18 protein-coding genes are annotated in these 21,791 nt (G+C 45.4%); 6 read left to right on the top strand and 12 right to left on the bottom strand.

Going from position 1 to position 21,791, the window contains the following annotated elements; all coding sequences use genetic code 11:
• Positions 1-73: 73 nt before the first annotated feature.
• From BMX44_RS16810 to BMX44_RS17415, 9 genes are all read right to left on the bottom strand, one after another.
• On the bottom strand, positions 74-5,950 hold the full coding sequence (locus BMX44_RS16810) for a DUF4347 domain-containing protein (RefSeq protein ID WP_177167716.1): 5,877 nt from the start codon (positions 5,948-5,950) through the stop codon (positions 74-76).
• A gap of 116 nt (positions 5,951-6,066) precedes the next feature.
• Positions 6,067-6,846: a flagellar brake protein gene (locus BMX44_RS08735; RefSeq protein WP_090631340.1), complete on the bottom strand. Its 780-nt coding sequence runs from the start codon at positions 6,844-6,846 to the stop codon at positions 6,067-6,069.
• Between the two features lie 47 nt (positions 6,847-6,893).
• Positions 6,894-7,172: an EscU/YscU/HrcU family type III secretion system export apparatus switch protein gene (locus tag BMX44_RS08730; protein WP_090631338.1), complete on the bottom strand. Its 279-nt coding sequence runs from the start codon at positions 7,170-7,172 to the stop codon at positions 6,894-6,896.
• A complete protein-coding gene (gene fliK / locus BMX44_RS08725) occupies positions 7,159-7,908 on the bottom strand; it encodes a flagellar hook-length control protein FliK (RefSeq protein WP_177167715.1) in 750 nt (249 codons plus the stop codon). The genes BMX44_RS08730 and fliK overlap by 14 nt, the downstream gene beginning before the upstream one ends.
• A gap of 325 nt (positions 7,909-8,233) precedes the next feature.
• On the bottom strand, positions 8,234-8,569 hold the full coding sequence (locus tag BMX44_RS08720) for a flagellar protein FliT (protein WP_090631331.1): 336 nt from the start codon (positions 8,567-8,569) through the stop codon (positions 8,234-8,236).
• A 56-nt stretch (positions 8,570-8,625) separates the two neighbouring features.
• Positions 8,626-9,033 (bottom strand): flagellar export chaperone FliS, encoded by a 408-nt coding sequence (fliS, locus tag BMX44_RS08715; RefSeq protein ID WP_090631328.1) that lies wholly within the window; start codon positions 9,031-9,033, stop codon positions 8,626-8,628.
• Positions 9,034-9,092: 59 nt separating this feature from the next.
• Entirely contained in the window at positions 9,093-11,069 is a 1,977-nt protein-coding gene (fliD, locus tag BMX44_RS08710) for a flagellar filament capping protein FliD (protein WP_090631326.1), read from the bottom strand.
• Between the two features lie 30 nt (positions 11,070-11,099).
• Positions 11,100-11,468 (bottom strand): flagellar protein FlaG, encoded by a 369-nt coding sequence (locus BMX44_RS08705; protein ID WP_090631323.1) that lies wholly within the window; start codon positions 11,466-11,468, stop codon positions 11,100-11,102.
• A gap of 91 nt (positions 11,469-11,559) precedes the next feature.
• On the bottom strand, positions 11,560-13,023 hold the full coding sequence (locus BMX44_RS17415) for a flagellin (protein WP_090631320.1): 1,464 nt from the start codon (positions 13,021-13,023) through the stop codon (positions 11,560-11,562).
• 295 nt (positions 13,024-13,318) lie between these two features.
• On the opposite strand from BMX44_RS17415, the gene BMX44_RS17235 reads away from it, so the two are divergent.
• The 4 genes from BMX44_RS17235 to BMX44_RS08685 all read left to right on the top strand — a co-directional run bounded on the left by BMX44_RS17235 (position 13,319) and on the right by BMX44_RS08685 (position 15,896).
• A complete protein-coding gene (locus tag BMX44_RS17235; protein WP_245738883.1) occupies positions 13,319-13,534 on the top strand; it encodes a hypothetical protein in 216 nt (71 codons plus the stop codon).
• Between the two features lie 24 nt (positions 13,535-13,558).
• On the top strand, positions 13,559-14,896 hold the full coding sequence (locus tag BMX44_RS08695) for a PAS domain-containing sensor histidine kinase (RefSeq protein ID WP_245738882.1): 1,338 nt from the start codon (positions 13,559-13,561) through the stop codon (positions 14,894-14,896).
• Positions 14,893-15,525, top strand: coding sequence for a response regulator (locus BMX44_RS08690; RefSeq protein ID WP_090631316.1), 633 nt, complete (start codon positions 14,893-14,895; stop codon positions 15,523-15,525). The genes BMX44_RS08695 and BMX44_RS08690 overlap by 4 nt, the downstream gene beginning before the upstream one ends.
• A gap of 119 nt (positions 15,526-15,644) precedes the next feature.
• The gene (locus BMX44_RS08685; protein ID WP_090631497.1) at positions 15,645-15,896 is read left to right on the top strand and encodes a sulfurtransferase TusA family protein; all 252 of its coding nucleotides are present in this window, start codon (positions 15,645-15,647) and stop codon (positions 15,894-15,896) included.
• A 22-nt stretch (positions 15,897-15,918) separates the two neighbouring features.
• Here BMX44_RS08685 and BMX44_RS08680 read toward each other — a convergent pair whose 3' ends face one another.
• Genes BMX44_RS08680 through BMX44_RS08670 form a run of 3 tightly spaced genes read right to left on the bottom strand, consistent with a single transcriptional unit; the run spans position 15,919 to position 18,765 of the window.
• The gene (locus tag BMX44_RS08680; protein WP_177167714.1) at positions 15,919-16,566 is read right to left on the bottom strand and encodes a LutC/YkgG family protein; all 648 of its coding nucleotides are present in this window, start codon (positions 16,564-16,566) and stop codon (positions 15,919-15,921) included.
• Positions 16,559-17,977 (bottom strand): LutB/LldF family L-lactate oxidation iron-sulfur protein, encoded by a 1,419-nt coding sequence (locus BMX44_RS08675; RefSeq protein ID WP_090631309.1) that lies wholly within the window; start codon positions 17,975-17,977, stop codon positions 16,559-16,561. The genes BMX44_RS08680 and BMX44_RS08675 overlap by 8 nt, the downstream gene beginning before the upstream one ends.
• Positions 17,974-18,765 carry a (Fe-S)-binding protein gene (locus BMX44_RS08670; protein ID WP_218143940.1) on the bottom strand — a complete coding sequence of 264 codons (792 nt, stop codon included), beginning with the start codon at positions 18,763-18,765 and terminating at the stop codon, positions 17,974-17,976. The genes BMX44_RS08675 and BMX44_RS08670 overlap by 4 nt, the downstream gene beginning before the upstream one ends.
• Positions 18,766-18,900: 135 nt before the next feature.
• On the opposite strand from BMX44_RS08670, the gene BMX44_RS08665 reads away from it, so the two are divergent.
• Positions 18,901-20,601 (top strand): L-lactate permease, encoded by a 1,701-nt coding sequence (locus BMX44_RS08665; RefSeq protein ID WP_090631303.1) that lies wholly within the window; start codon positions 18,901-18,903, stop codon positions 20,599-20,601.
• Positions 20,602-20,760: 159 nt separating this feature from the next.
• Positions 20,761-21,489: an ABC transporter permease gene (locus BMX44_RS08660; protein WP_090631300.1), complete on the top strand. Its 729-nt coding sequence runs from the start codon at positions 20,761-20,763 to the stop codon at positions 21,487-21,489.
• The last annotated feature ends 302 nt before the right edge of the window (positions 21,490-21,791 follow it).

The raw sequence follows: 21,791 nt of genomic DNA, 5'->3' as shown, positions 1-21,791 counted from the left end.
TTCGATTTGAACGAAACTCTCCCATTAACTGCGTAATCGGAATTGTCATTAATAATTAATTGTATCTGTTCGTTCATATTCCACCATACAGCAACAATACACTGCCCACGGTAATGGCTGCCTCATTACTGCTGGCAATATCTACCGCGAGCCAGTCGCGCGTAGTTTCACCGTTTTCCAGTCGTATCTGTTGCTGGCTGAGCTCGGTTTCGGTTGCAGCCCTGCTGTACGTATGTTTGTAGAGTGCCTGAAGATAATCGGTATCATTGAGCGTGTTCAAATCGGTATGATTCTGGAACCAGTCTAATATCACATCAGGATTGACGTTGTTATCCAGAGCTTCGTGTCCCAATTGCCATTCTTCGACAGTAGCGTTACGATCAAAGAACGTTTGGAACAAGCGACCCAGGACGCTTTCTGCCCGGTTATATGCTAATAAAATCTTTTCACCGCTGTCGAATGCGATCATTTCTGCATTGGCGAGATTAAGCATTGCGCCATCATCCAATCGGGTAATTTCAAGCACACTGTTGGTAAGTTCAATATGCACATCGTCTCGCATACCCTGCATTCTGAGTACATCGTATCCGCCTCTGCCATCAACTTCAAATGCGAGTCCCAGAGGTAGATATCCTTGATTATTGTCGTTATTGCCAGTTATGTAGCGGTTAACATTCAGTTGAATAATATCGGGATTATTATTTAATCCGGCAAGTAATTCCTCGGTTGCCATATGCCTGAAATCGGCGGCATCCGGAAGTTTAAGAAAAGCTTCGACGATGCGACCGGTATCAGTGCCGGTCCAGTTTTGAATGGCATTGCCTTCTTCGGGTGCCAGGTCGCGATTGAGCCAGGTTTTGGCTAGATGGTGTGCAACTGCTTCGTTGCCGGAGTGCGCGATGGCTACGTTAGGTCCGTTTTCAAACTGAATAAACTCAATATCAGTCAATATGTCTACTTCACCGTTTTCGTCTGTAAGTGTAATATGGTTTTCTTTAATGCGAAGTTGATAATCTGACAATCTGCCGGCTTGAGTCGCGGTGTCAAATCCCCATCCACCATTAAGCACATCGCTTCCGCTGCCACCAGACAGATTATCGTTGCCTGTGCCGCCGTAAACCGTGTCGTCGCCGGAATCGCCGCCTGTTTGGTCGTCTCCGCCCAGACTGCCTATCGTATCATTACCATCGCCGCCAAACAGAATGTCATTATCAGCGCCCAGTACAATGTATTGATCCTGGCTGTTACCCACTGCAAAATTTGCTCCTGTGCCGCCGATAATCCGGGCAGCGCCAATGATTGCAGCAAAAGTGATATTTTCGAGTTGTATGATTGTGCCTGAGGGCATATCAGTTGCGTTAATGATCAAGGCCTGTTTGCTTACTTCCGGTAAATTTGAGCCGTTAATTATCACGGGTACTCCGGGATTCTGGCTGCTACCGGCTGTCAGTGTCAAAGTCTGCACTGAAACCTGATCAGTCTGCGAAAATGAATTGATGAGATTTTGTCCATGAATTGTCATTTGTGACAATGAATTACTGTCATTAAGCGTTTCCCGTTCAATGCGCTGTATCAAATCACTGATTGCGTTTTGAGTGTTCATTGACGCTGAACGACCGTTCGCAGCAAGGCCGACGCCTACTGGCAAACTGACTGAGAGAACAAGGTTTCCGCTGTCATCAGTCAGGATAGGGATGTCCGCATGTATGTTGGAGGTTGTGTCGGGATCTTCAGCACGGGTGTTGTCAATTACAGGAACAGCCAAGGTTCTGGAACCGTTTGTTTCGGTCCGAGTCGTAATGCTGACACCATCCACTGTTATTGTTGTGATGCCGTTGCCTTCATTACCACCACTATTGCCAGAGCTACCGCTATTGCTACCGCTGCCACCGGAAGTCGGAACAATTGCGGTTATTCCATTGCCCGTTGCATCGATTACATTTACTGCAGTATCTGCTCCTGCGGCCCAGTCTTCCGCAGCAGCCAGATTGTATATGGTTGAATCACTGGATGAAGCACCGCTTTTGTTGACTAGCAGACTGACAGCAGCTCTATCGGTTGGGCTCAACGTCAGCGTGAAAGCTGTATCGGAAGTGACTTCGACATTGGGTGTGTCGGTCAGGGTATACGTTGCACTACCTTCGCCAGTAATGGTAAATTTGCTTGCGATAATGTCGTTGGTTGCTCCTGCGGCTTTCAGGAAGTTTGTGCCGGTTACTTCGAGGATACCTGTGCCTGTATTGTATGTGGCCGAGATGATCACGGGTACAGCGACGTTACTTGCTGTAATGCCGTTACCTGAGGCATCAACTACATTGACGGTTGTGTCAGCACCTGCAGCCCAGTCTTCCGCGGCAGCAAGGTTGTAGGTAATGCCACCGGTCGAAATTGTACCGTTTTTATTCAGGAGCTGATTGACGGCAGCCTTGTCGGTAGCACTCAATGTCAGTGAAAAAGAAGTATCGGAGATAATATCCACATCGGCGCTATCGGTCAGTGCATAAGCAATGCCGTCTTCACCGGTAAAAGAAAATTTGCTGGCGATAATGTCGTTTGCTGCGCCGCTAATTGTCACAAAGCTCGTGCCGGTTACTGTCAATATCCCGGTGCTGGCGTTGTAGGTTGCTGAAGTAATTGCGGGCGAAGCTACGTTACTGGCGGTGATGCCGTTGCCGGTCGAATCTGAAGTGTCTCCTGCTGATACATCAGTATTCCAGTTATCGGCTGCAGCCAGATTGTAAGTTGTACCGCTGGTAGATATAGCCCCGTCTTTGTTGATAATTTGATTGATTGCAGCTTTGTCTGCAGAACTGAGTGTTATCGTAAATTGTGTGGTGGAATCGCGTTCAACGTCTGCTGAATCGGTCAGTGTATGAACCGCAGCACCTTCACCCGTAATGGTTAACGTGGATGCGTCAATATCAGCTCCGCTACTATTGGCCTGTATATTGGTGCCGGTAACAACCAAAATGCCAGTATCAGCATTATAAGTGGCTGATGTTATCTTCGGACTGGCGGTTACTGTGATTGCAGTTGTAGAATCTGCAATATTTACTGCCGTGTCTGTTGCCGTCAGCCAGTTATCTGCCGCGGTCAGGTTATATGTTGATCCGCCATATGAAGTTGTGCCAACCTGATCGAGTAACGTATCTACACTGGTTTTATCAGCACCTGATAAGGTTATTGAGAAGGTGGTGGCTGAAGTGGTTTCAGTATCGGAGGAGCTGGTCAGTGTGTATGTTGCATTCCCGACGCCGCCTGTGAAAGTCAGTGTGGAAATATCGATGTCATTGGCTCCGCCTGTTTTCTTGTACAGATTGGTACCTGTGATGATGATGATCCCAGTATCGGAATCATAGACTGCTGAAGTGATGGTTGGTATCTGAATATTGCTGACCGTAATACCGTTTCCAGTCAAATCGGCAATATCAGTAGCTGATGGTGCACCGGTAATCCAGTTATCTGCTGCGGCAAGATTGTATGTGATTCCCCCGCCTGAAACCGTACCGTTCTTATTGAGCAGGCCATGAATATTGAGTTGGTCGGTTGCGCCCAAAGTTAAAATTGCCTGGGTGGCAGAAAATATATCTACATCGTCGGTTTCAGTTAGTGTATAGCTTCCCCAATCACCTGTGATGGTCAGCAATGAAGCATCTAGGTCGTTCGCTGCTCCGGACTGACTGACAAAATCGGCGCCCATTATAGCCAGTTGAGCGGTGCTGACATCATACGTTGCCGAGGTGATTACTGGATTGGTAAAATTTGAGACGGTAATACTGTTTCCGGCTGTATCTGCCACATTCACTGCTGCGTCTGCACCTGCCGCCCAGTCTTCAGCTGCTGCCAGATTGTAGATAGTGCCGCTTGTCGCCGATACGATACCGTCTTTGTTAAGCAGCGCTTCGACATTAACCAGGTCAGCACCGCTCAGTATCACGCTAAACTGTGTTGCAGAAGCGATTTCCACATCGGAAGCGCTGCTCAGCGTGTAGTTCGCACCGCCTTCACCGGTTACAGTAAGTTTGGAAATATCGATATCGTTGGCGACACCGGAATTTTTGAGGAAAGCGGTTCCGGTAACTGTCAGCTTGTTGTTTGCATAATCGTAGGTTGCGCTGGTGATTGTCGGAACGACTACATTGCTGACAGTGATGCCGTTGTCTGTCGTATCGGAGATATCTGTGCTACCGATGACCGTGTTCCAATCGTCGGCGGCGGCCAGATTATATGTTGTGCCATTTGTGGAACTGGTACCGTTTTTGTTGATGATCTGATTGATCGCAGACCTGTCGTTTGCGCTTAACGTCAGGGTAAACTCTGTTGCAGAAGTGATCTCGACACTAGAAGTGTCCGTCAGCGTATAGGTGCTGCTACCTTCGCCGGTCAAGGTGAGTCTGTTGGCGGTGATATCGTTGGTTGCGCCAGGGGTTTTAACCAGGTTGGTGCCAGCGACAACCAGACTGCCGGTACTGGCATCGTATGTTGCCGATGTGATGGTGGGTATCTGTATGTTGCTGACGGTAATACTATTTGTTGTGTCTGCATTACCTGTCTGGGAAGGATTCCAGTCTGCAGCAGCTGCAATGTTATAGGCCGTTGCATCGACAGAAGATGTGCCGTTTTTGTTTAGTAATCCTTCAACATTGATCTGGTCTATTGCATTCAGCAAAACAGTAAACTGGTTGGCTGAATCAATTTCAACATTCGATGAGGTAAGCGTGTATGTGTTGCCGTTTTCTCCTGTAATGGTCAGTCTGGAAACATCAATATCGTTAGTAGTGCCAGCGGTGGTAGTCATGTTGGTACCTGTTACTACCAGTGTGTTGATGTTCGAATTGTAAGTTGCCGAGGTGATTGTTGGCCCAACTACAGGATCAGCAAGCACGACATCATCGACTAAGGTATTTACAACGTCTATGTTTGCGCCGTCTACTCCGATCAAGCGTATTTCGTCAGCATTCTCGAAAATTTTATCGGTAAATGTAACTGTTTCGGTATTGAGCGTATTGTTGGGGAAGTTGGCACCCGAAGGACCGAAAATCTGACTGCCCAGCAAAGTACCGTTCCTATAGGAATAGACCGTCAAACTGGTATAAGTTGAGCTGTTACTGCTGCCGAAACCGATGGACTGAAAATCAACTTCCCGGCCATCGGTATAGATGACGAGGTATTCGCCGTCTGAACCGCCACTATAGAAGAAATCGTCAAATGTATCATCAACCTCTCCTGTTGCTGCAAGTGTCAAGGAGGCATTCGCAGTTCCAGTTGAATTGACATTATTAACAATTTTTAAATTGATAGTTCCGAAGTTGGTGGTTGGGTGAATTGCAGTTACAAAATCGGTAACTGTGTCATTGGTAAAATCCAGAGTGTTGGAAATTAGTGTGGCGCCGAACTGTTCAAGATTCTTTTTGTGAAAAGCCATTTCAGGTACACGATTGCCTGAGATAATATCAAGTGTCCAGTCAGCTCCCATTTTATGGTTGCCTGTTAAATGGCTTGATGCGGCAATATTTGCACCCGTGAGAGATGCCAGTTGATGGATAAAGTGCTGGCCCGATAGATTTTTTCCTACATTGCAGCCGTAGATCAGAATATCGGCGTTTTGCTTAAGACTTGCCTGCCAGGCAAACAAAGCGCACTGGTAAGTCTTCAGTGTGTCTGAAGACAGGACACTGTTCCCTAAAGTTATACATCCGATATTGCCGTGCGAAACAAGATGGACTGCATCAAGGTTGGAATAGTGTTGTAATAATTGTGATATTTGTAATATGCCGTCCAGGTCGCGTTCTAAAAAGTGTACCGGAATACCTGGTCTGACAGCGCTGATCAATATGTCTGGTTCGGGGATGTCATGATCAATAATAACGATTTCAACCGGGTTTGTTGCCGAACCTATCAAAGACCCGTTGTATTGAATACCGGTTGCATCTATTCCGGGACCGCGCATTCTCATTTTCTCCATGTAATTTGTTGGCTGTCCTGTTTAATGCTCATGCAGCAGGTTTTTGCTGGTTACTTAGATCAACCATATTGTTTAAAAGGAAATTTGTATTTTAAAAAACGTCAGGGTGTTAATTTTACCTGTTCCTGTTTTGTGACGTACCGTTGTATCATGGTTTCCATTTCATTGGGTAAATCAATGAAATGGCAGCCGGCCCGTTTGCATATCTGTCCGTTTCTTAATGTGATTTCATATGTGGATCTGACTTCTAGGCCTGCAAAAATGTCACCATATCCCGGTAAGTTGATTCTGCAGTTATGATAAATCATACCCGGTTCAAAGTTGATCATGGGATGATGATCGATTACTCCTATACCGCCGCAACTGAGGTCAACCATCGTGATTTCCGCTTTGAATGATCCTGCTTCAGTGTGTATCGGGATAATACATTTCAATGGTTTGATGATCGAAGTGATAATACGATAATAATTTCTTCTTTGCATGCGAATCAAAGATTCTGGGAAATTGACTTGAAATACATCACGACCATCGAATTGAGACATGCTGATCTGATTACATACAAATTCAATTTTGATTTTGTCAAGCGAGGTGATGAAAATCAAGTGTTCTGATTCCAGCGCAACTTGATTGAATTTCGTGTCCGAACCGGAATCAATCAAAATCTCGTTTGTTTGTCCATTTATGAAAAGAATGGACGTCAGGATAAAACGATTGCTTTGATCAAAATATAAAGTGACCAGAGTATTTTTTTGCATGATTTCTTGAAGAATATGCAAAATATCAACCTTTGAGTTAACACGACAAATTTCTATCAATTCTGAAGAATTGCTATTGTCGTTGGCGATGTCTGCTGGATCAGCTTGTCGGATTGTTTCGACCATGGTCGTGTTTCCGGGTAAGCGAGGTTGGTGCTGTGCAGTTATAATTTCTACACTGATTTATCTTGATTGTGTTCCAGATGATAAAGCCAGGCAAGAAGCTCAGCGACTGCAACATAGAGCTGAGGCGGAATTCTGTCGTCTAAATCAACCTGCATAAGAAGTGTCACCAACTCGGTTGATTCATGTACATAGATGCCTGATTCTTTTGCACGCTTAATGATTTCTTCTGCGACTAATCCGCGCCCTTTTGCGACAACTTTGGGCGCAACCTGACCCTCGCGATAAGCGAGGGCCACAGCTTTAAAGTCTGCATCATTTTGAGTCATCGTGCTGTACTCTAAACGATTGAATGGTTAGTCCTTTTTCTTTTAAGCCGTGTGAAAGTGACGCCTGGTTCGTTTTGATCAAAAGAGCTGCTTTATCATCATCCGCATGTATGGAAATTTTTATGTTCTGAATATTGAACGATAGCTGCACAGAAATTTTTCCTAATTCCGGTAATGTCAGAATTAAATCGGTGTGCCAGCGGGTTGCCTGTCGTTCGTGAGTTTGATGCTCCCTTGAAGTGTTATCTTCATAAATTTCCCACCATGCATGCTGTCCATTCCATATCTCTCCGTTCCAGGCGATATGGCCTGATTCTAAAACTGTTAACTGTTGTTGAACTTGCGATACAAGTTGTGTATTGACAGGCGTAGATAAAGACGCTGTTGCAGGTGCCGTTCTTGGTAAGCTGGCCTGTGGCTCTTGCTTTAAATCTTCAAGTGAATATTTGCCTTTAATCCATTGTGCCAAATGGGATTCATAGAATAAACCACTTTGTCGAATTGTTTTCTGCAATAAAAGTGGAAATTCTGGTCTATTCACATCAGTGTGGGTCAATTCAGGATTTGTTCTGACTGATGATCTGAGTATGGGATTCCTTTCCTTTGCATGGATAATCGTGTCGACAAATTTCCCTGCTGTACTAATCAGCGTATTTTGTTTGGCAGCGTCGTTAGTATCTCCATGGTGCAGAGCAAATTTAAGTCTTGGTTGATACGAGATAAATGTGAGCGTCAATTCGTCGCCTGACCGAATATTGTCAGGCAGTCGCATTTGGAACGATTTGTCTGCAATATGTATGCTGAAATTGCCATTGGGCAAACGTTTTTCTACAAATGCCTGATATTTCTGGCCTGGTACAAAGCGAGAAAATTCCTGACTAGCGTCAGAGATTTTTGCAACGCGTGAAATCGGCGCTATTGGATTGATGGGCGTATCAGTTTTTGTAGGTGATGGCTGCGATATGTTGTCTGTTTTGATATAGGTAGGAATCATAGTTGTATGTGTCAAAGTTTTCTCAGCTATGACTCCTCTGGTTAAATCAGTAAGGGTTTATTTCGACTCAATAAATATTGCTTGATTCATAAGCTTGCTGCAAATGACGTTTTCGTTTGTTTGTGTTGAGCATGTCCTGTAATTTTTCCATCCAGGGTTCGGTTATGGATCTGATTTGTGCATCGTCATTAAGTACCTGATGGATAATTTTAATTTTCTTTTGCTGCAACTCGTGACTTAATGATATTTGTGATTCATTATGAATTAATTCATTTGTTAACTGTTTGCATTGTCGTTCGAGCTGAATCAGTTCGTCCCATTTGCCATTTTCCGCTGCTGTAACCATTTTGCTGGTTATCGTTTTGATATCTTCGTAAAGTTTGATCAGTTGCTTGTTATCCATTTTTTTAGAACCTTAGTATTATTATGTGTAAAACGATCATTTGGCGAAAATCAGTGTTATCTGCACAGTTCTGTTGTATTCTCAATGGCTTTCCAGGCACCGTACAATTCATTCAATAATCCACTGATCTCGTCTATGATTTCAACGTCGTTTTTAAGATTGGCAGTTAATAGACGATTGGCCATGTAGTCGTAGAGTGCTTGAAGGTGCAGCGCCAGTTCACCGCCGGCGTTGGTATCAAGGCTTGCTTTTAAGCCATGGTCAATAATCATGATTGCTTTGGAAAGCATTTCCCCTTTTTTGGCTATTTCATTGTGTTTGATATGTATTTTGGCTTTAATAAGCGCTTCTTGTGCACCCTCGAACAGCATCAGAATAAGCTTGTGGGGATTGGCCGATTCTACTCCGGTTTCAACGCCGACCCGCTGGTAAGCTGAGACGGGGTCAATGGTGGTTGCATACATTAATTACTCCTTTAATATGAATAGCAACGATATTGGTTTTTTTATAGAGAAAAATTCAATCAATTACTATCGATAGTGGGCAGTCTGGATAACTGTTGTTGCAGAAAACTGCTAGTTTGCGTCATGCTGGCTATCATGGTATCCAATGCGGTAAATTGAGCGCGTATACGTTTTTCGACGTCATCAAGCCTTCGAATCAGGGATTCCCGCTGATCGTTAATATCATCAATTTTTTCATTTATTCCTTCAATACGGTTGTCAATGAGTTTGCCATCGAGCATCGTATCGATGACCTGATTCAGCTTGGCAGCAAACCCATGGGCAAAGTCAACAGATCCGCGCGGTCCAGTGCTGCCACCTGTTACTTTAAGCACCAATCCTTCACTGTCACCTGTGCCTGACAGACTCTGTCCTGTACCGGTTGCACTAAGACCGTTAATCGTTCCCGCAACATCAAGTCCCGTTGTTTCAGTTGCACTGCCAAACAAATCCAGTTCGCCGTTACCGCCTGTAATATCAACAGACGATGATGACCCGTATTGATTAGAAGTAATCGTCAATATGCCTGATGATTGTGTCACGGAAACGGCAACATTATTTGAAGAGAAAGTGGTATTGCCGTTTATCTTTGACTGAATTTCGGCTGCAAGAGAATCTGCATCATATGTTCCGGCAGCGAGTGTGATGTTCGCATCTATCCCATTGATATTAAGATCAAGCGAGTCGTTTATTCCTGTATTGATTGTGAGTGCGGCAGGTGTGCTACCTGTTGCGGTACCCTGGGTGGCCAGTTGACTGATATCCAGTTGATAGTTTCCGTTTACTGTGTCGGATGTGGCGCTGATGAATGAAACCAGACTGTCGCTTGTTTTACCGACCGAAGCAAACAAAGTAGAAATATCTTTGCTTGCATCATTAACAACATTGCTTAATTTACTTGAATCTAGTTTAAGCGAACCATCATCCTGAAAGGAGACGCCGACCTCGGCTAGAATACTTAATCCGCCTCCTGCAGTTTTTAAAGGTTCCGATAGCGCGTTGCGTAACTGGTTCTGAAGAGCTCTGACTGTGAAGTCGCCTGTTAGAATTGATGCCTGCTTGGTTTCGGCATTATATTTGGATAAATCTGTAATTGTTTGATTGAGCTCGTTGTAGGATTTCACAAAATTTGATACGGCTTTTTCGATACCGGCGGTGTTGCGGGAGATATTTAAAGTTGTAGTGTTGCCGATATCAGCTTTTAACAGATTAAAGGTTACGCCATCAATGGCGTCTGAAATAGTGTTGGATGATTTGCTGATTGGAATTCCGTCAACCACCATTTCGGCATTGCTTGCTGGAACGGTCTCTGTCAGATTAGATGTGCCACCAGTAGCTGCATTAAAGGCAAGTTGTGATAGACCGGCATTATCAGTGTTATTGCCATCATCATCTGTCACCGTAATTTTCAATGCATTGCTGAGTCCTGTATCTTTGGAAGCGATTACCAGACGATCACCAGAGCCGTCATTTACAATGCTTGCTGAAATGTCTGCATCTGCTTTATTAATGGCATCACGTACACCCGTTAGTGAAGCGTTGGAGGGCGAAATAGTGATTGACTGGGCAGCTTTATCCGGATTTAAAGTAAACGAACCGCCGCTGTAAGTACCAAATTGTACCGTCAATGTGCCGCTCCCAATCGCGGTGCTGGGAGAAGCAAAATTTCCGGACTTTAATTTTTGTGATTGGGCCAGTGATTGAATTTCTACATCATATTTTCCGGTAACAGCTGAAGCGCTTGCACTGACAGTTGCCAGGGACGTGTCCGATATGTTTGCCGAAATGGCAGAAAATTTTGACGGACTGGTGAGCGATGATAGACTGCTTTGAAATGCAGAAAGTGCTCCTTTGAGGGTACCAAATGCCGTCAGTTGGGTCTGTTGCTTGGCTTCTTTATTATCTAGTGCTAAAAGTGGTCGGCGTTCAACGGACATTAGTTGACTGATAATTCCATTCACATCGAGTCCGGAACCTATACCCGGTGTTGATAGCATTTTTTATCCCTCTTAAATGTTTAAACAGTTTCAGGCTTTGTCGTTCAGCAATAAGCCCTGGACTTTGTCCAAAGTTCGCGCAATGGAGATAGCTTCCTGCGATGGAATTTGCCGAATGACTTCCTGTGTCTGCGTATCCATCACTTTAATAACAGTTTTGCCGGTATCTTCGTCTATTGAAAATTTTAGATTTTGAGCGAGGTTATTCACAGTTTCTTTAATTTTTTCGGCGGCTTGCTCGATCGGTATGTCCAGTTGATTATTTTGTTCGGGTTTGGCAACTGAATTCGGTGAAGAATTTATTCGGTTGTTAGTCGACACCGTATTTTGAGAAGCTGGCAATGTCAGCAAAGGCTGAGCGTGACTGCCTACTGCATCATTTATATGACTGATTGCCATGTGATGACTCCTTATGGTTAAAGGAACACGGAATTTGTAATTTAATAATCCCGTGTTCCTGGTTCATTACTGTATTCTTAATGCTTATTGATTAACGCAATAGTGAAAGCACATTATTGGGTAATGAATTTGCCTGCGCCAGAATCGCGGTGCCAGCCTGTTGCAGAATTTGTCCGCGTGTCATGTTGGCTGTTTCTGCTGCAAAATCGGCATCCTGAATACGGCTACGGGAAGAAGAAAGGTTCTCGGCCGTTGTTTGCAGATTGGAGATAGCTGAGGAAAAACGATTTTGAATTGCGCCCAAATCTCCACGTGTGTTATTGACTTGTGCCAAAGCGGAATCCAGTGTTTCAATTGCGGTTTGCGCACCTGATGCTGATGAGATATCCAGAGTTGCAACAGAGTTAAACGAGCTTGTTGTTGCGCCAAACACATCGGCGTTTCCATTACCAACGGTTATTTGACCTGCCGAGCTGGTCAGTTCTATTGTACCCGTAGCAATTGCAGAGTCTGTTGCTGCGCCGCCGGTCAATGTCCTTGTAGTTACGCCAGCAGTAAAATCGGCAGTTTTTGTTGCACCTGAGTTGTTAAAGTCTTGTAATGCGATATCTCTACCGTCTGACGTCGTCAGCGTAATAACTGACTTGTCTGCATTGTCTGCAAATGATGCCGTTACACCAGTCAGGGATTGCTGTCCGTTGATAGCTGAGGCCAAACCGCTTAAATCGGATGTGTCAGTTACGTTTGCTGAAATAGAATTGCCATTTAACGTCATCGTTACTGTACCAGCAGCACCAATGTTGCCCAGAGTGGCACTATTGCTGGCTGTAGCAGTGACTCCGATATTTGAAGCGGCGGAGTTGATTGCTGCAGCGACAGTTTTTGCATCTGAACCGACAGCGTAGCTGATTGCACCTGTTGCACCCTTGTTGGTTGTTAGCACAAGGTCGGCCTCTACAGTGACACCATTACCACCTGAAACATCGGCTGCTGCTGCAGTGGCAGTTCCCATGGCAGTACCATTCGTTGTTAATATGTTGCTACCAAGTGCTGTGGCACGTGAATCACCAATTGATTGGATATCAATGGTTTGATTTGCATTCGCGCCAACCTGAAAGCTTTGGTTTAAGAAAGCGCCATCGAGTAAGTTCGTACCATTAAACTGCGTCTGGCTCGCAACACGTGTGATTTCCGAAGTTAATTGAGCGACCTCGGCTTGCAGCGCTGCTCGATCGCTTGAACTGTTGGTGGCATTAGAAGATTGTATTGCAAGCTCTCGAATTCGTTGCAGATTGTTACCAATCTCGCTTAAAGCGCCTTCTGCAGTTTGTGCCAGAGAAATACCATCATTGGCATTGCGCACTGCCTGGTTAAGGCCGCGAATTTGTGAAGTCATTCTTTCAGAAATTGCCAGTCCTGCAGCATCATCTTTTGCACTGTTAATTCTGAGACCTGAAGACAGGCGCTCCAAAGATGTATTCAATGAATTTTGAGACATGCTCAGGTTGCGTTGCGCATTCAGTGACGCAATATTTGAGTTAATTGTTTGTGGCATTTTGGTTCTCCTATAAATGCTTTACTTTCTAAATGGTTTTATTCCTACACGCTGGCTTCATTCCGTAACAAGCGGCTAATTAACCATCGTTGAAGCTGTAATCGGTTGACTTTTTGCAAAATTAAGTTTTTTTGTTGGTATTCAGTTTATTTTTTGCTGGAATTTTTGGCTTATAATGTCATTAGTCTGTTTGTTAATGCTGGATAAAGGTTCTAAATTGGTATAGTATTCATAGCGTTATACTTACGCAAAGAAAGGTGGGGTTGATTTAAATCAAAGTTTCGATGGGAATTGAGTGATCAAAAGAAGAGTTTTAAAGATTTTGTCGGTTGAAAACTCTGCTGCTGATGCAGATCAAATAAACGATACGCTGGTGAAAAGTGGGTTGCAGCTGAATGTTAACTGGGTAAACACGGTACAGGAACTGCGCAAGGCCTTGAGAACCAGTGTGTGGGATATTGTATTGTCAAATACAGATGTGCCTCAATTGAAACCCGATGAAGTATTATAGCTACTATTGGATTACGGACAAGATGTGCCCTTAATCATAGTTTCTGAAAATGAAGATGAAGAAGCGGCAGTATCATTGATGGAGAAGGGAGCTTGCGATTATATCGCAAAGAAGAATCTGAAGAGGCTTGTACCCGTCGTACGTCGCAGCTTGCGTGCGGCGGAGAATTCCCGGCGTGTAAATATTACCCAGGTTGCCTTGCAAAAAAGCGAAGCGCGCTTTCGTGCAATTACAACGAATCTACCAGGTGTTGTTTTTCAGTTTTTACTGACACCGGATCATAATGAGAGCTTTCCTTATGTCAGCAACGCATCAGAGACCCTGCTGGGATTGTCTCCACATATGCTGATGGCAAACGCCACACTGTTTTCACGACTGATTCTGCCTGAAGATAAGAAAAATTACGAGAGACTGTTGCAAATATCTGCAGAGAAACTCTCCACGCTAAACTGGGAAGGGCGTATCCAGGTCAAAGGTGATTCGGATATTAAATGGATCAGCCTGCGTGCAACCCCGAAAATGGCAGCTGATGGCGGGATTTTGTGGGGTGGAATCATGATCAACATTACCCGGAATAAGCTGGCCGAAACTGAAATATCGCATTCACGGGAGCAGTTGGTCGAATTATCTTCCTATTTGCAGAAAGTTAAAGAACATGAACGTGCGCGAATAGCACGCGAGATTCATGACGATATTGGCGGTACATTGACCGCTATCAAATGTGAGTTGGTGCCATGTTTGGATTCCACCCCACGCCTCAGCGATTTTTATCAGAAAAAAGCAGCAATAATCGAAAGCCTTGTTGATCATGTCATTGACAGTACGCGAAGAATATCCATGGATCTGCGCCCGGGCATACTCGATTTCGGGATTGTTGCCGCTGTGCAATGGCAAGCCAAAGAGTTTAGTCGGCGCACAAATATTTCATGCCATGTATCCTGTGAAGAAGAAGAGATTCTGCTGGATGCTGATTTGTCAGTAGCAATTTTTCGACTTTTTCAAGAAATATTAACCAATATTTCTAAGCATGCACAAGCTACCAAGGTTTGGGTCAGCCTGACAGAGGCAGAAGAAAAAATTGTTATGGAAGTGCTTGATAATGGGTGCGGGATTGATCCTGAAGACATGAAAAAACAGGATTCGTTCGGTATTAGAGGAATGCGCGAGCGCTGCCAGCAATTAAAAGGAAGTTTCCATATCTCCGGTGAACCCGGTATAGGAACCAGGGTCTGCATTCTTATTCCTATACTTGAAATGAGACCGGCATATCCAGATGATTCTGTAGAGATACCTGATTTTAAATCAGAATATGAAAGTGACCAGCGGAGCTTCATGACAATTAATGATCGGAGAAAACAATGATTCAAGTGATGATTGCCGACGATCATGCGATTGTCCGTCAGGGCCTGAAGCAGATATTAAATGAGACTAGCGATATCCGGGTCACCAGTGAAGCCGAAACGGGGTTTCAGGCTATCAAGATTGCCCGTCTGCATGATTTTGATGTCGCATTGCTGGATATTTCGTTACCTGATAGAAATGGTATTGACGTGCTCAAACAAATTAAAAAGGATAAACCAAATTCTGCAATTCTGGTACTGAGCATGCATAACGAACACGAATTTGCTCTTCGCGCGTTGAAAGCGGGCGCCGCAGGATATTTGAATAAACAGAGCGCGCCGGCTCAGCTTGTAACCGCTATTCGTCAAGTGGCCTCTGGGGATAAATACGTCAGCCAGGCCTTGGCACAGGAACTCGCCAATGCTGTTAATTCGAAGAGTGATCAACCACTCTACACTATTTTATCCGATCGTGAATATCAGACGCTGTGTTTGATTGCATCGGGTAAAACACTTTCTGATATTTCGGCGGAAATGTTTTTAAGCCCTAAAACCGTCAGCGTTTATCGTTCACGCATACTGGAGAAGCTCAAATTGAACAATAATTCCGAGTTGATACGGTATGCAATAAAAAACCGACTGGTTGACTGAGATTGTCCTGTCGGTTCTAATTCCCTTAACCAAAGCATATTGCCGCTTCCTGATCAGGAAGGATGTGTCCGTATTTTGGTCATTCTGTTGGTAAAATAATCAATTGCTCGAAAAAACAAATGAATAATATTGATTCAACATTGTGGGAATTTGATCAGGAACTGGATGCGCGGGGTCTGGTGTGTCCGCTACCTATTCTGCGAACTAAACAGTCACTTGCCGGCATGGCCAGCGGAGAAATTTTGAAAGTTGTCGCAACTGACCCTGCTGCCGAGATTGATTTCCAGGTTTTTGCTGAACAGACCGGTAATCGGTTGTTGGCCATGTCATCAACTGATATGGAGTTTGTCTTTTTTTTAAAGAAAAGATAGTTCAAAAATATCAGCAATGAGTTCATACCATAATTACCACCAGTTCTTTTGGTCCATGCACGCCATATGTGAGGGTCTGCTCGATATCAGCCGATTTTGAGGGACCTGAGATCAGGAGGATATTAGCTGGCAGCTCTGTTTCATTCCAGTGCTGTGCTTTTAGCGCCTCTGCAAACGAGTTGTAAATTTTAGATTTTTCTATGACAGCAATATGAACGGGCGGGACAAGAGACATCATGCGGGGTTCCTGTGTGTCAGGCCACAATATCAAGGTCCCGGTATCGGCAATACCGCCGTACGTACTGGTAAAAGCTGCTTCGATTCCTTCGAATAAAGTTTGTTTCCAGTTTTCAACCGGATCGTCGTAGTATTTAAGTGAAGGTAAGTTTGTGGAATTTTCAATAATGGCTTCACCCCATGACGTTGTGGGTGAAAGCAGAATATTCTTTAAATACTTGGCTTGGCAAATATGTTGTAATGTCATCAGCCAGGAATGATCTGTAGCATCGTAAATTTCTGCCTGTGCTGATTGCAGCTGGGTACGGAAAAGCTGCACCTTATAGTTGCTGCTCCAGTTTACGGAATTTGAAATATTTCGGGCCAATGGCATTGTCTGGTCAATGGATGCAGTTTTGAGCCGGCTGAGAATCGTGTTGCGTGCGTCATTCATTATCGATTTTGAGTGCTTTTAGACGTTCGTGCAAGGTGGTGTCTGGAAGTCTCGGTACAGCGCGTGCGGCTGTCCATGGGGATATTTTAGCCAATATTCGGTCAGCGAGTCGACGCATGGATGTGGCAACGCTGGTGATACGGTTATACGCACCGGGATGGATGCAGTTCCATGCCCAGATTTTCCAGATGATGGCTTCTGTTTTGCGCCTTCCTGAACCTGCGCCAGGTGTGCTGCAGCTGCTTTTGCGAATGTGTTCCCAGCGCAACCGATTGATGATTTTAGGAATCGGGATGCTTACCGGGCAAACTTCCTGACATGCGCCGCAAAGGGTTGAAGCCTGGGTCAGTTCTCCGTACGAATCCAGTCCATTTTTTTGTGGTTCAAGTATTGTGCCGATCGGACCCGGAATAACCGTCTGATAGGCGTGGCCACCAATATGTTTGTAGATGGGGCAGTGATTCATGCACGCACCGCAGCGAATGCAGTTCAGAGTATCACGTAGCTCAGGATCGCTGTAAATGCGGGACCGGCCGTTGTCCAGTAATATCAGATGCACTGCTGTCGGGCCGTCTTTTTCATTGGGTTTGCGCGGACTGCTGATCATATTCACGTATGTTGTGATCGGCTGTCCTGTTGCCGAACGGGTGAGTATACCCAGCAGCGGTGGTACATCATCCAAGCATTCCACTACTTTTTCGATACCCGAAACAGCGATATGCACAGGTGGTGCAGTGCTGCACATACGGCCGTTTCCTTCGTTCTCGACCAGGCAGAGTGTACCGGTTTCCGCAATCATAAAATTGACGCCCGTCAGCCCAACCGGTGCAGTTGCGAAATGATGCCGCAGAAACCGGCGGGCTGCTTGGGCCAGTGCGCTGATGTCTTCGGTATAGGGAATCGAGGGAAACTGACTGTGAAATAATCGGGCAATTTGTTTGCGGTTTTTGTGCAGTGCGGGAACAATCATGTGCGATGGTTTTTCGGCAGCAAGCTGAATAATCAGTTCACCAAGATCGGATTCAAGGCATTCAATACCGTGTGTGTTGAGGAAGTCGTTCAGTCCCATCTCTTCCGACACCATTGATTTGCCTTTGATAATAAACCTCGCGTCATGGAATCGCATAATATTCAACACGGTCTGGTTGGCCTGCTCTGTGGTGTCCGCCCAGTGAACCTGTATTCCGTTGCGTTGCAGATTGGTTTCCAGTTGTTCCAGTAACTGCGGGAGCTTGCTGGTCGCGTTTGCACGGATTGCCGTACTGTGTCGGCGCATGCTTATCCATTCAGCTTGGTCGGGAAAAGCAGCGAGTCGGTGTTTTCTCAACTTATTGACCACGCTTTCTGTATTGTTTCGAACTTCATGTTGGGCCAGTGCTTTTGCAAACTGTGTGCGGAATTTTGTGGTCATGGCGTGGCTTTATGTGTTCTATCCCATAGAAATTCGGCAATATGAACATGTGAGATCTGGCTGTCCTGTTTTTTTAGAGCGCCGCCGATGTTCATCAGGCAGCCGCAGTCTTGTCCGATTAACTGTTGCGCACCTGTGTTTTCAATAGCTTTTGCTTTCTCCAGTACCATTGCGGTGGAAATTTCCGGTTGCTTGATCGCAAAAGTTCCGCCAAAACCGCAGCATTCTTCTGCATTGTCGGGTTCGATGCGGGTTACGTTCTGCAACTGGTCCAGTAATAAATCGATTCTGTCAGCAACATTCATTTCGCGCCGTGCTGTGCAGGATGAATGGGTCGCAACAGTTGTCGGCTCGCCTAAATCGGTGAGATCGACCTTCAGTATATCGGTCAGGAATTCAGTCAATTCGTAAACACGGTCCGCGACATCGAACGTGCTGGCTTCGTCCGGTTCTCCTTTGAATAGTGTCGGATAGTGTACTCTTATCATGCCCGCGCAAGAAGCGGATGGTGCGATGATCGGGATCGGCCTTGGAAACAGTTTAAGCTGTGCCCTGGCTACAGCAAGTGCTTCATCCCGGTAGCCGGAGTTCCAGGCGGGTTGTCCACAGCAGGTCTGCGCCTGTGGGAAAATTACGTTTACACCTTCCCGTTCGAGTAAATGCACAGTAGATACCCCGGCTTGCGGGTACAGCAGATCAATCAGGCATGTGCCGAACAAATAGACAGTGTTCGGTTTGGGACCGGCGCTGGCGCGTGTAAAATCCATTCGTGATTCAGCCTTTATCATGTCAGATGTAAGTATCGTCTGAGCAGATAATAAAGATAATCCCGATTGAATGAAACCTTTTGGGACGTGAAAACAGTCACTGCCGATTCTGGCACCAATTTTATTTGATTTTCATATTGAAAGGAAAATATACCGGTGAATCAAACATTGCTTACATTTTGCGCTTTTTTTCCGTTGCTGTTAGCTGCTTTTTTGCTAGTAGGGTTGAATTGGCCGGCGCGGCGGGCGATGCCGGCAGTTTTTTTTGTGACAGCCGGTATTGCATTAATCGTGTGGGAAATGTCGTTCAATCGTGTGATGGCGTCGATTCTGCAGGGACTGATTCTGACGGTTTCGATCCTATGGATTGTTTTCGGTGCGATCCTGCTTTTGAATACCCTGAAGTATGCGGGTGCTATATCAGCAATCCGGCGCGGTTTTTCCAACATCAGTCCGGACAGACGCGTTCAGGTGATTATAGTGGCCTGGTTGTTTGGTTGTTTTATTGAAGGTGTTTCCGGGTTTGGTACTCCTGCAGCGGTTATCGCGCCGTTGCTGGTTGCGCTTGGGTTTCCGGCGATGGCGGCTGTCATGGTGGGTATGATGGTGCAATCCACGCCGGTATCGTTCGGTGCGGTTGGAACGCCTATCATTGTGGGTGTCTCCGGTGGGCTGGACAAAGCCGATATTGCCGAAAAACTCGTTGCTGCAGGTTCTGACTGGAATGCTTTCGAGCGTCTGATTACATCAGAAGTCGCACTTGTACACGCATTGGCAGGGCTATTGATGCCATTGCTGATGTGCATGATGCTGACACGTTTTTTCGGATGTAATAAATCCTGGGCGGAGGGGATTGCCATCGCGCCGTTTGCGATTTTCGCCGGTTGTGCATTTGTCATTCCTTATGCGCTTGCAGGTGTGTTTCTAGGACCCGAATTTCCGTCCATTATCGGCGCTTTGGCCGGATTGTTAGTCGTATTGCCTGCAGCACGCATTGGCTTCCTGATACCAAAAAATCATTGGGATTTCTCGGCCGTTAGTGATTGGCCGGCAGCTTGGCTGGGCAGTATTGAAATAAAGCTGGATGATCTGGTATCCCGGTCGCATGTTGCCATTTCAACAGCATGGTTACCCTATGCGCTGCTGGCCGCGTTTTTAGTGCTTACTCGCACCAATACCGACATTAAAACATGGTTAAGCAGTCATTTGACCCTGGAATGGCCCAGTATTATGGGTGAGGTGGACATTTCAGGCAGTATTCAGTTTTTGTATCTGCCGGGTGGTATTATGATAATGACTGTGCTGACCGTATTTCTAATATTCCGTATACAATGGCATCGAATTAAAGCCGCATTAAACGAATCGACGCAAACATTATCCGGGGCCGGTTTTGTGCTGATTTTCACTATTCCAATGGTGCGTATTTTAATCAATTCCGATGTCAATCTGGCGGATTTGCCGTCGATGCCGCAAGCAATGGCGCAATCGGTTGCCGCCAGTGTGGGCGGGATTTATCCGTTTTTTTCGCCCGCAGTCGGTGCGTTGGGTGCATTTATCGCAGGATCCAACACCGTATCCAATCTGATGCTGGCACAATTTCAGTATGACATGGCACGAATGATTGGTGTATCTGGTGAACTGCTGGTGGCCGCACAGGCTGTTGGTGCAGCTGCGGGCAATATGATTGCCGTTCATAATATTGTTGCTGCTTCAGCCACAGTCGGTTTGCTTGGGCGCGAAGGAAAAGTGCTCCGCATGACAGTTCTGCCGACATTATATTATCTGATATTATCCGGCGCCGTTGTCATTCTGGCTGCTTATTTCCTGGATGCCTGTAATTTGTCAGTGGTCTGCTAGACGACGACATGCTTTCTCCGTGACGCTGGTGCGTATCAGGAATACAAATGCGTTGTTCAGACTGCGAGAGATCTGTTTAGATTAATACTGAAAACTGACAGTCATCTGATCATTGTTTTTATTACAGAAAACGAGACGTAAGGGACAAAAGGGAATCTTATGAATGAATCCGTGCAAACCATTTCGCTGTTTAACCTGGCACTGGTGTTTGTTCCCGTTCTGCTTGTGATCGGAATTCTCTGGAAATGGTCGCTTGCACCTGGGCATGCAGCGTATGCTCTGGGGCGTATGCTGGTGCAGCTGCTGCTGATCGGCTATTGTCTCATGTACATTTTTGAAGCGGAAAGTTCGCTGGTTGTCATTGCGGTACTGGCTGTGATGGTAACGGTTGCCAGCTGGATAGCCCTCGGCACTATTAAAACCCGGCGTACTGTACTCTATAAACAGGCGTTGATTTCGATACTGATTGGCGGTGGCTTTGTCCTTGTCGTGGTCACGCAGGGTGTTTTGCAACTGCAGCCCTGGTATCTGCCACAGTACATGATACCCCTGGCTGGCATGGTGTTCGCCAATTCAATGAATGCTGTCAGTCTTGCTGCAGAGCGTATGAACGCCGAGCTGGAACGGCAGATGAGCTTCGATCAGGCGCGCAACATCGCCATGCGCGCGGCCTTGATCCCCACCATTAACGCCATGCTTGCCGTCGGCCTCGTGTCCTTGCCAGGTATGATGACCGGACAGATACTGTCCGGCATTTCCCCGCTGATTGCGGCGCGCTATCAGATTATGGTGATGTGCATGATCTTTGCAGGCGGCGGACTGTCGACAGCCATGTTTCTGGAAATGTCGCGAAAGCAGTTTGAGGGACTACTGCAAAAAGAGGTATAAGTTGCAGTAATTTTGATTTACTTTTGTTGGGATGACATAGATTTGTTTGTAAAATAAAAGAAAAAATGGGTTTTCCATTGATTTTTTTAGAAACAGCATGCAAAAGCTATCATTCCAAACATATTTCGATGAACCGCGCTTCAATTTTTACATGATGTCAACTGCACGGATATCAGGTTTTAAGTGGAGCGAAAAATTATTTTCATATTTCCCAATTAAAAAATAGATTTTGATTATTTGGAGCAATTACCATTATTTTCTTTAACCAAAAGATAGTAAAATCTTGCTAAATTGATGTTCAG

Origin of the sequence: Nitrosomonas marina (assembly GCF_900110145.1) — a bacterium.
GTDB lineage: Bacteria > Pseudomonadota > Gammaproteobacteria > Burkholderiales > Nitrosomonadaceae > Nitrosomonas > Nitrosomonas marina.
Note: the sequence above shows the minus strand (reverse complement) of the source record. Positions and strands in the feature narration are given on the sequence as shown.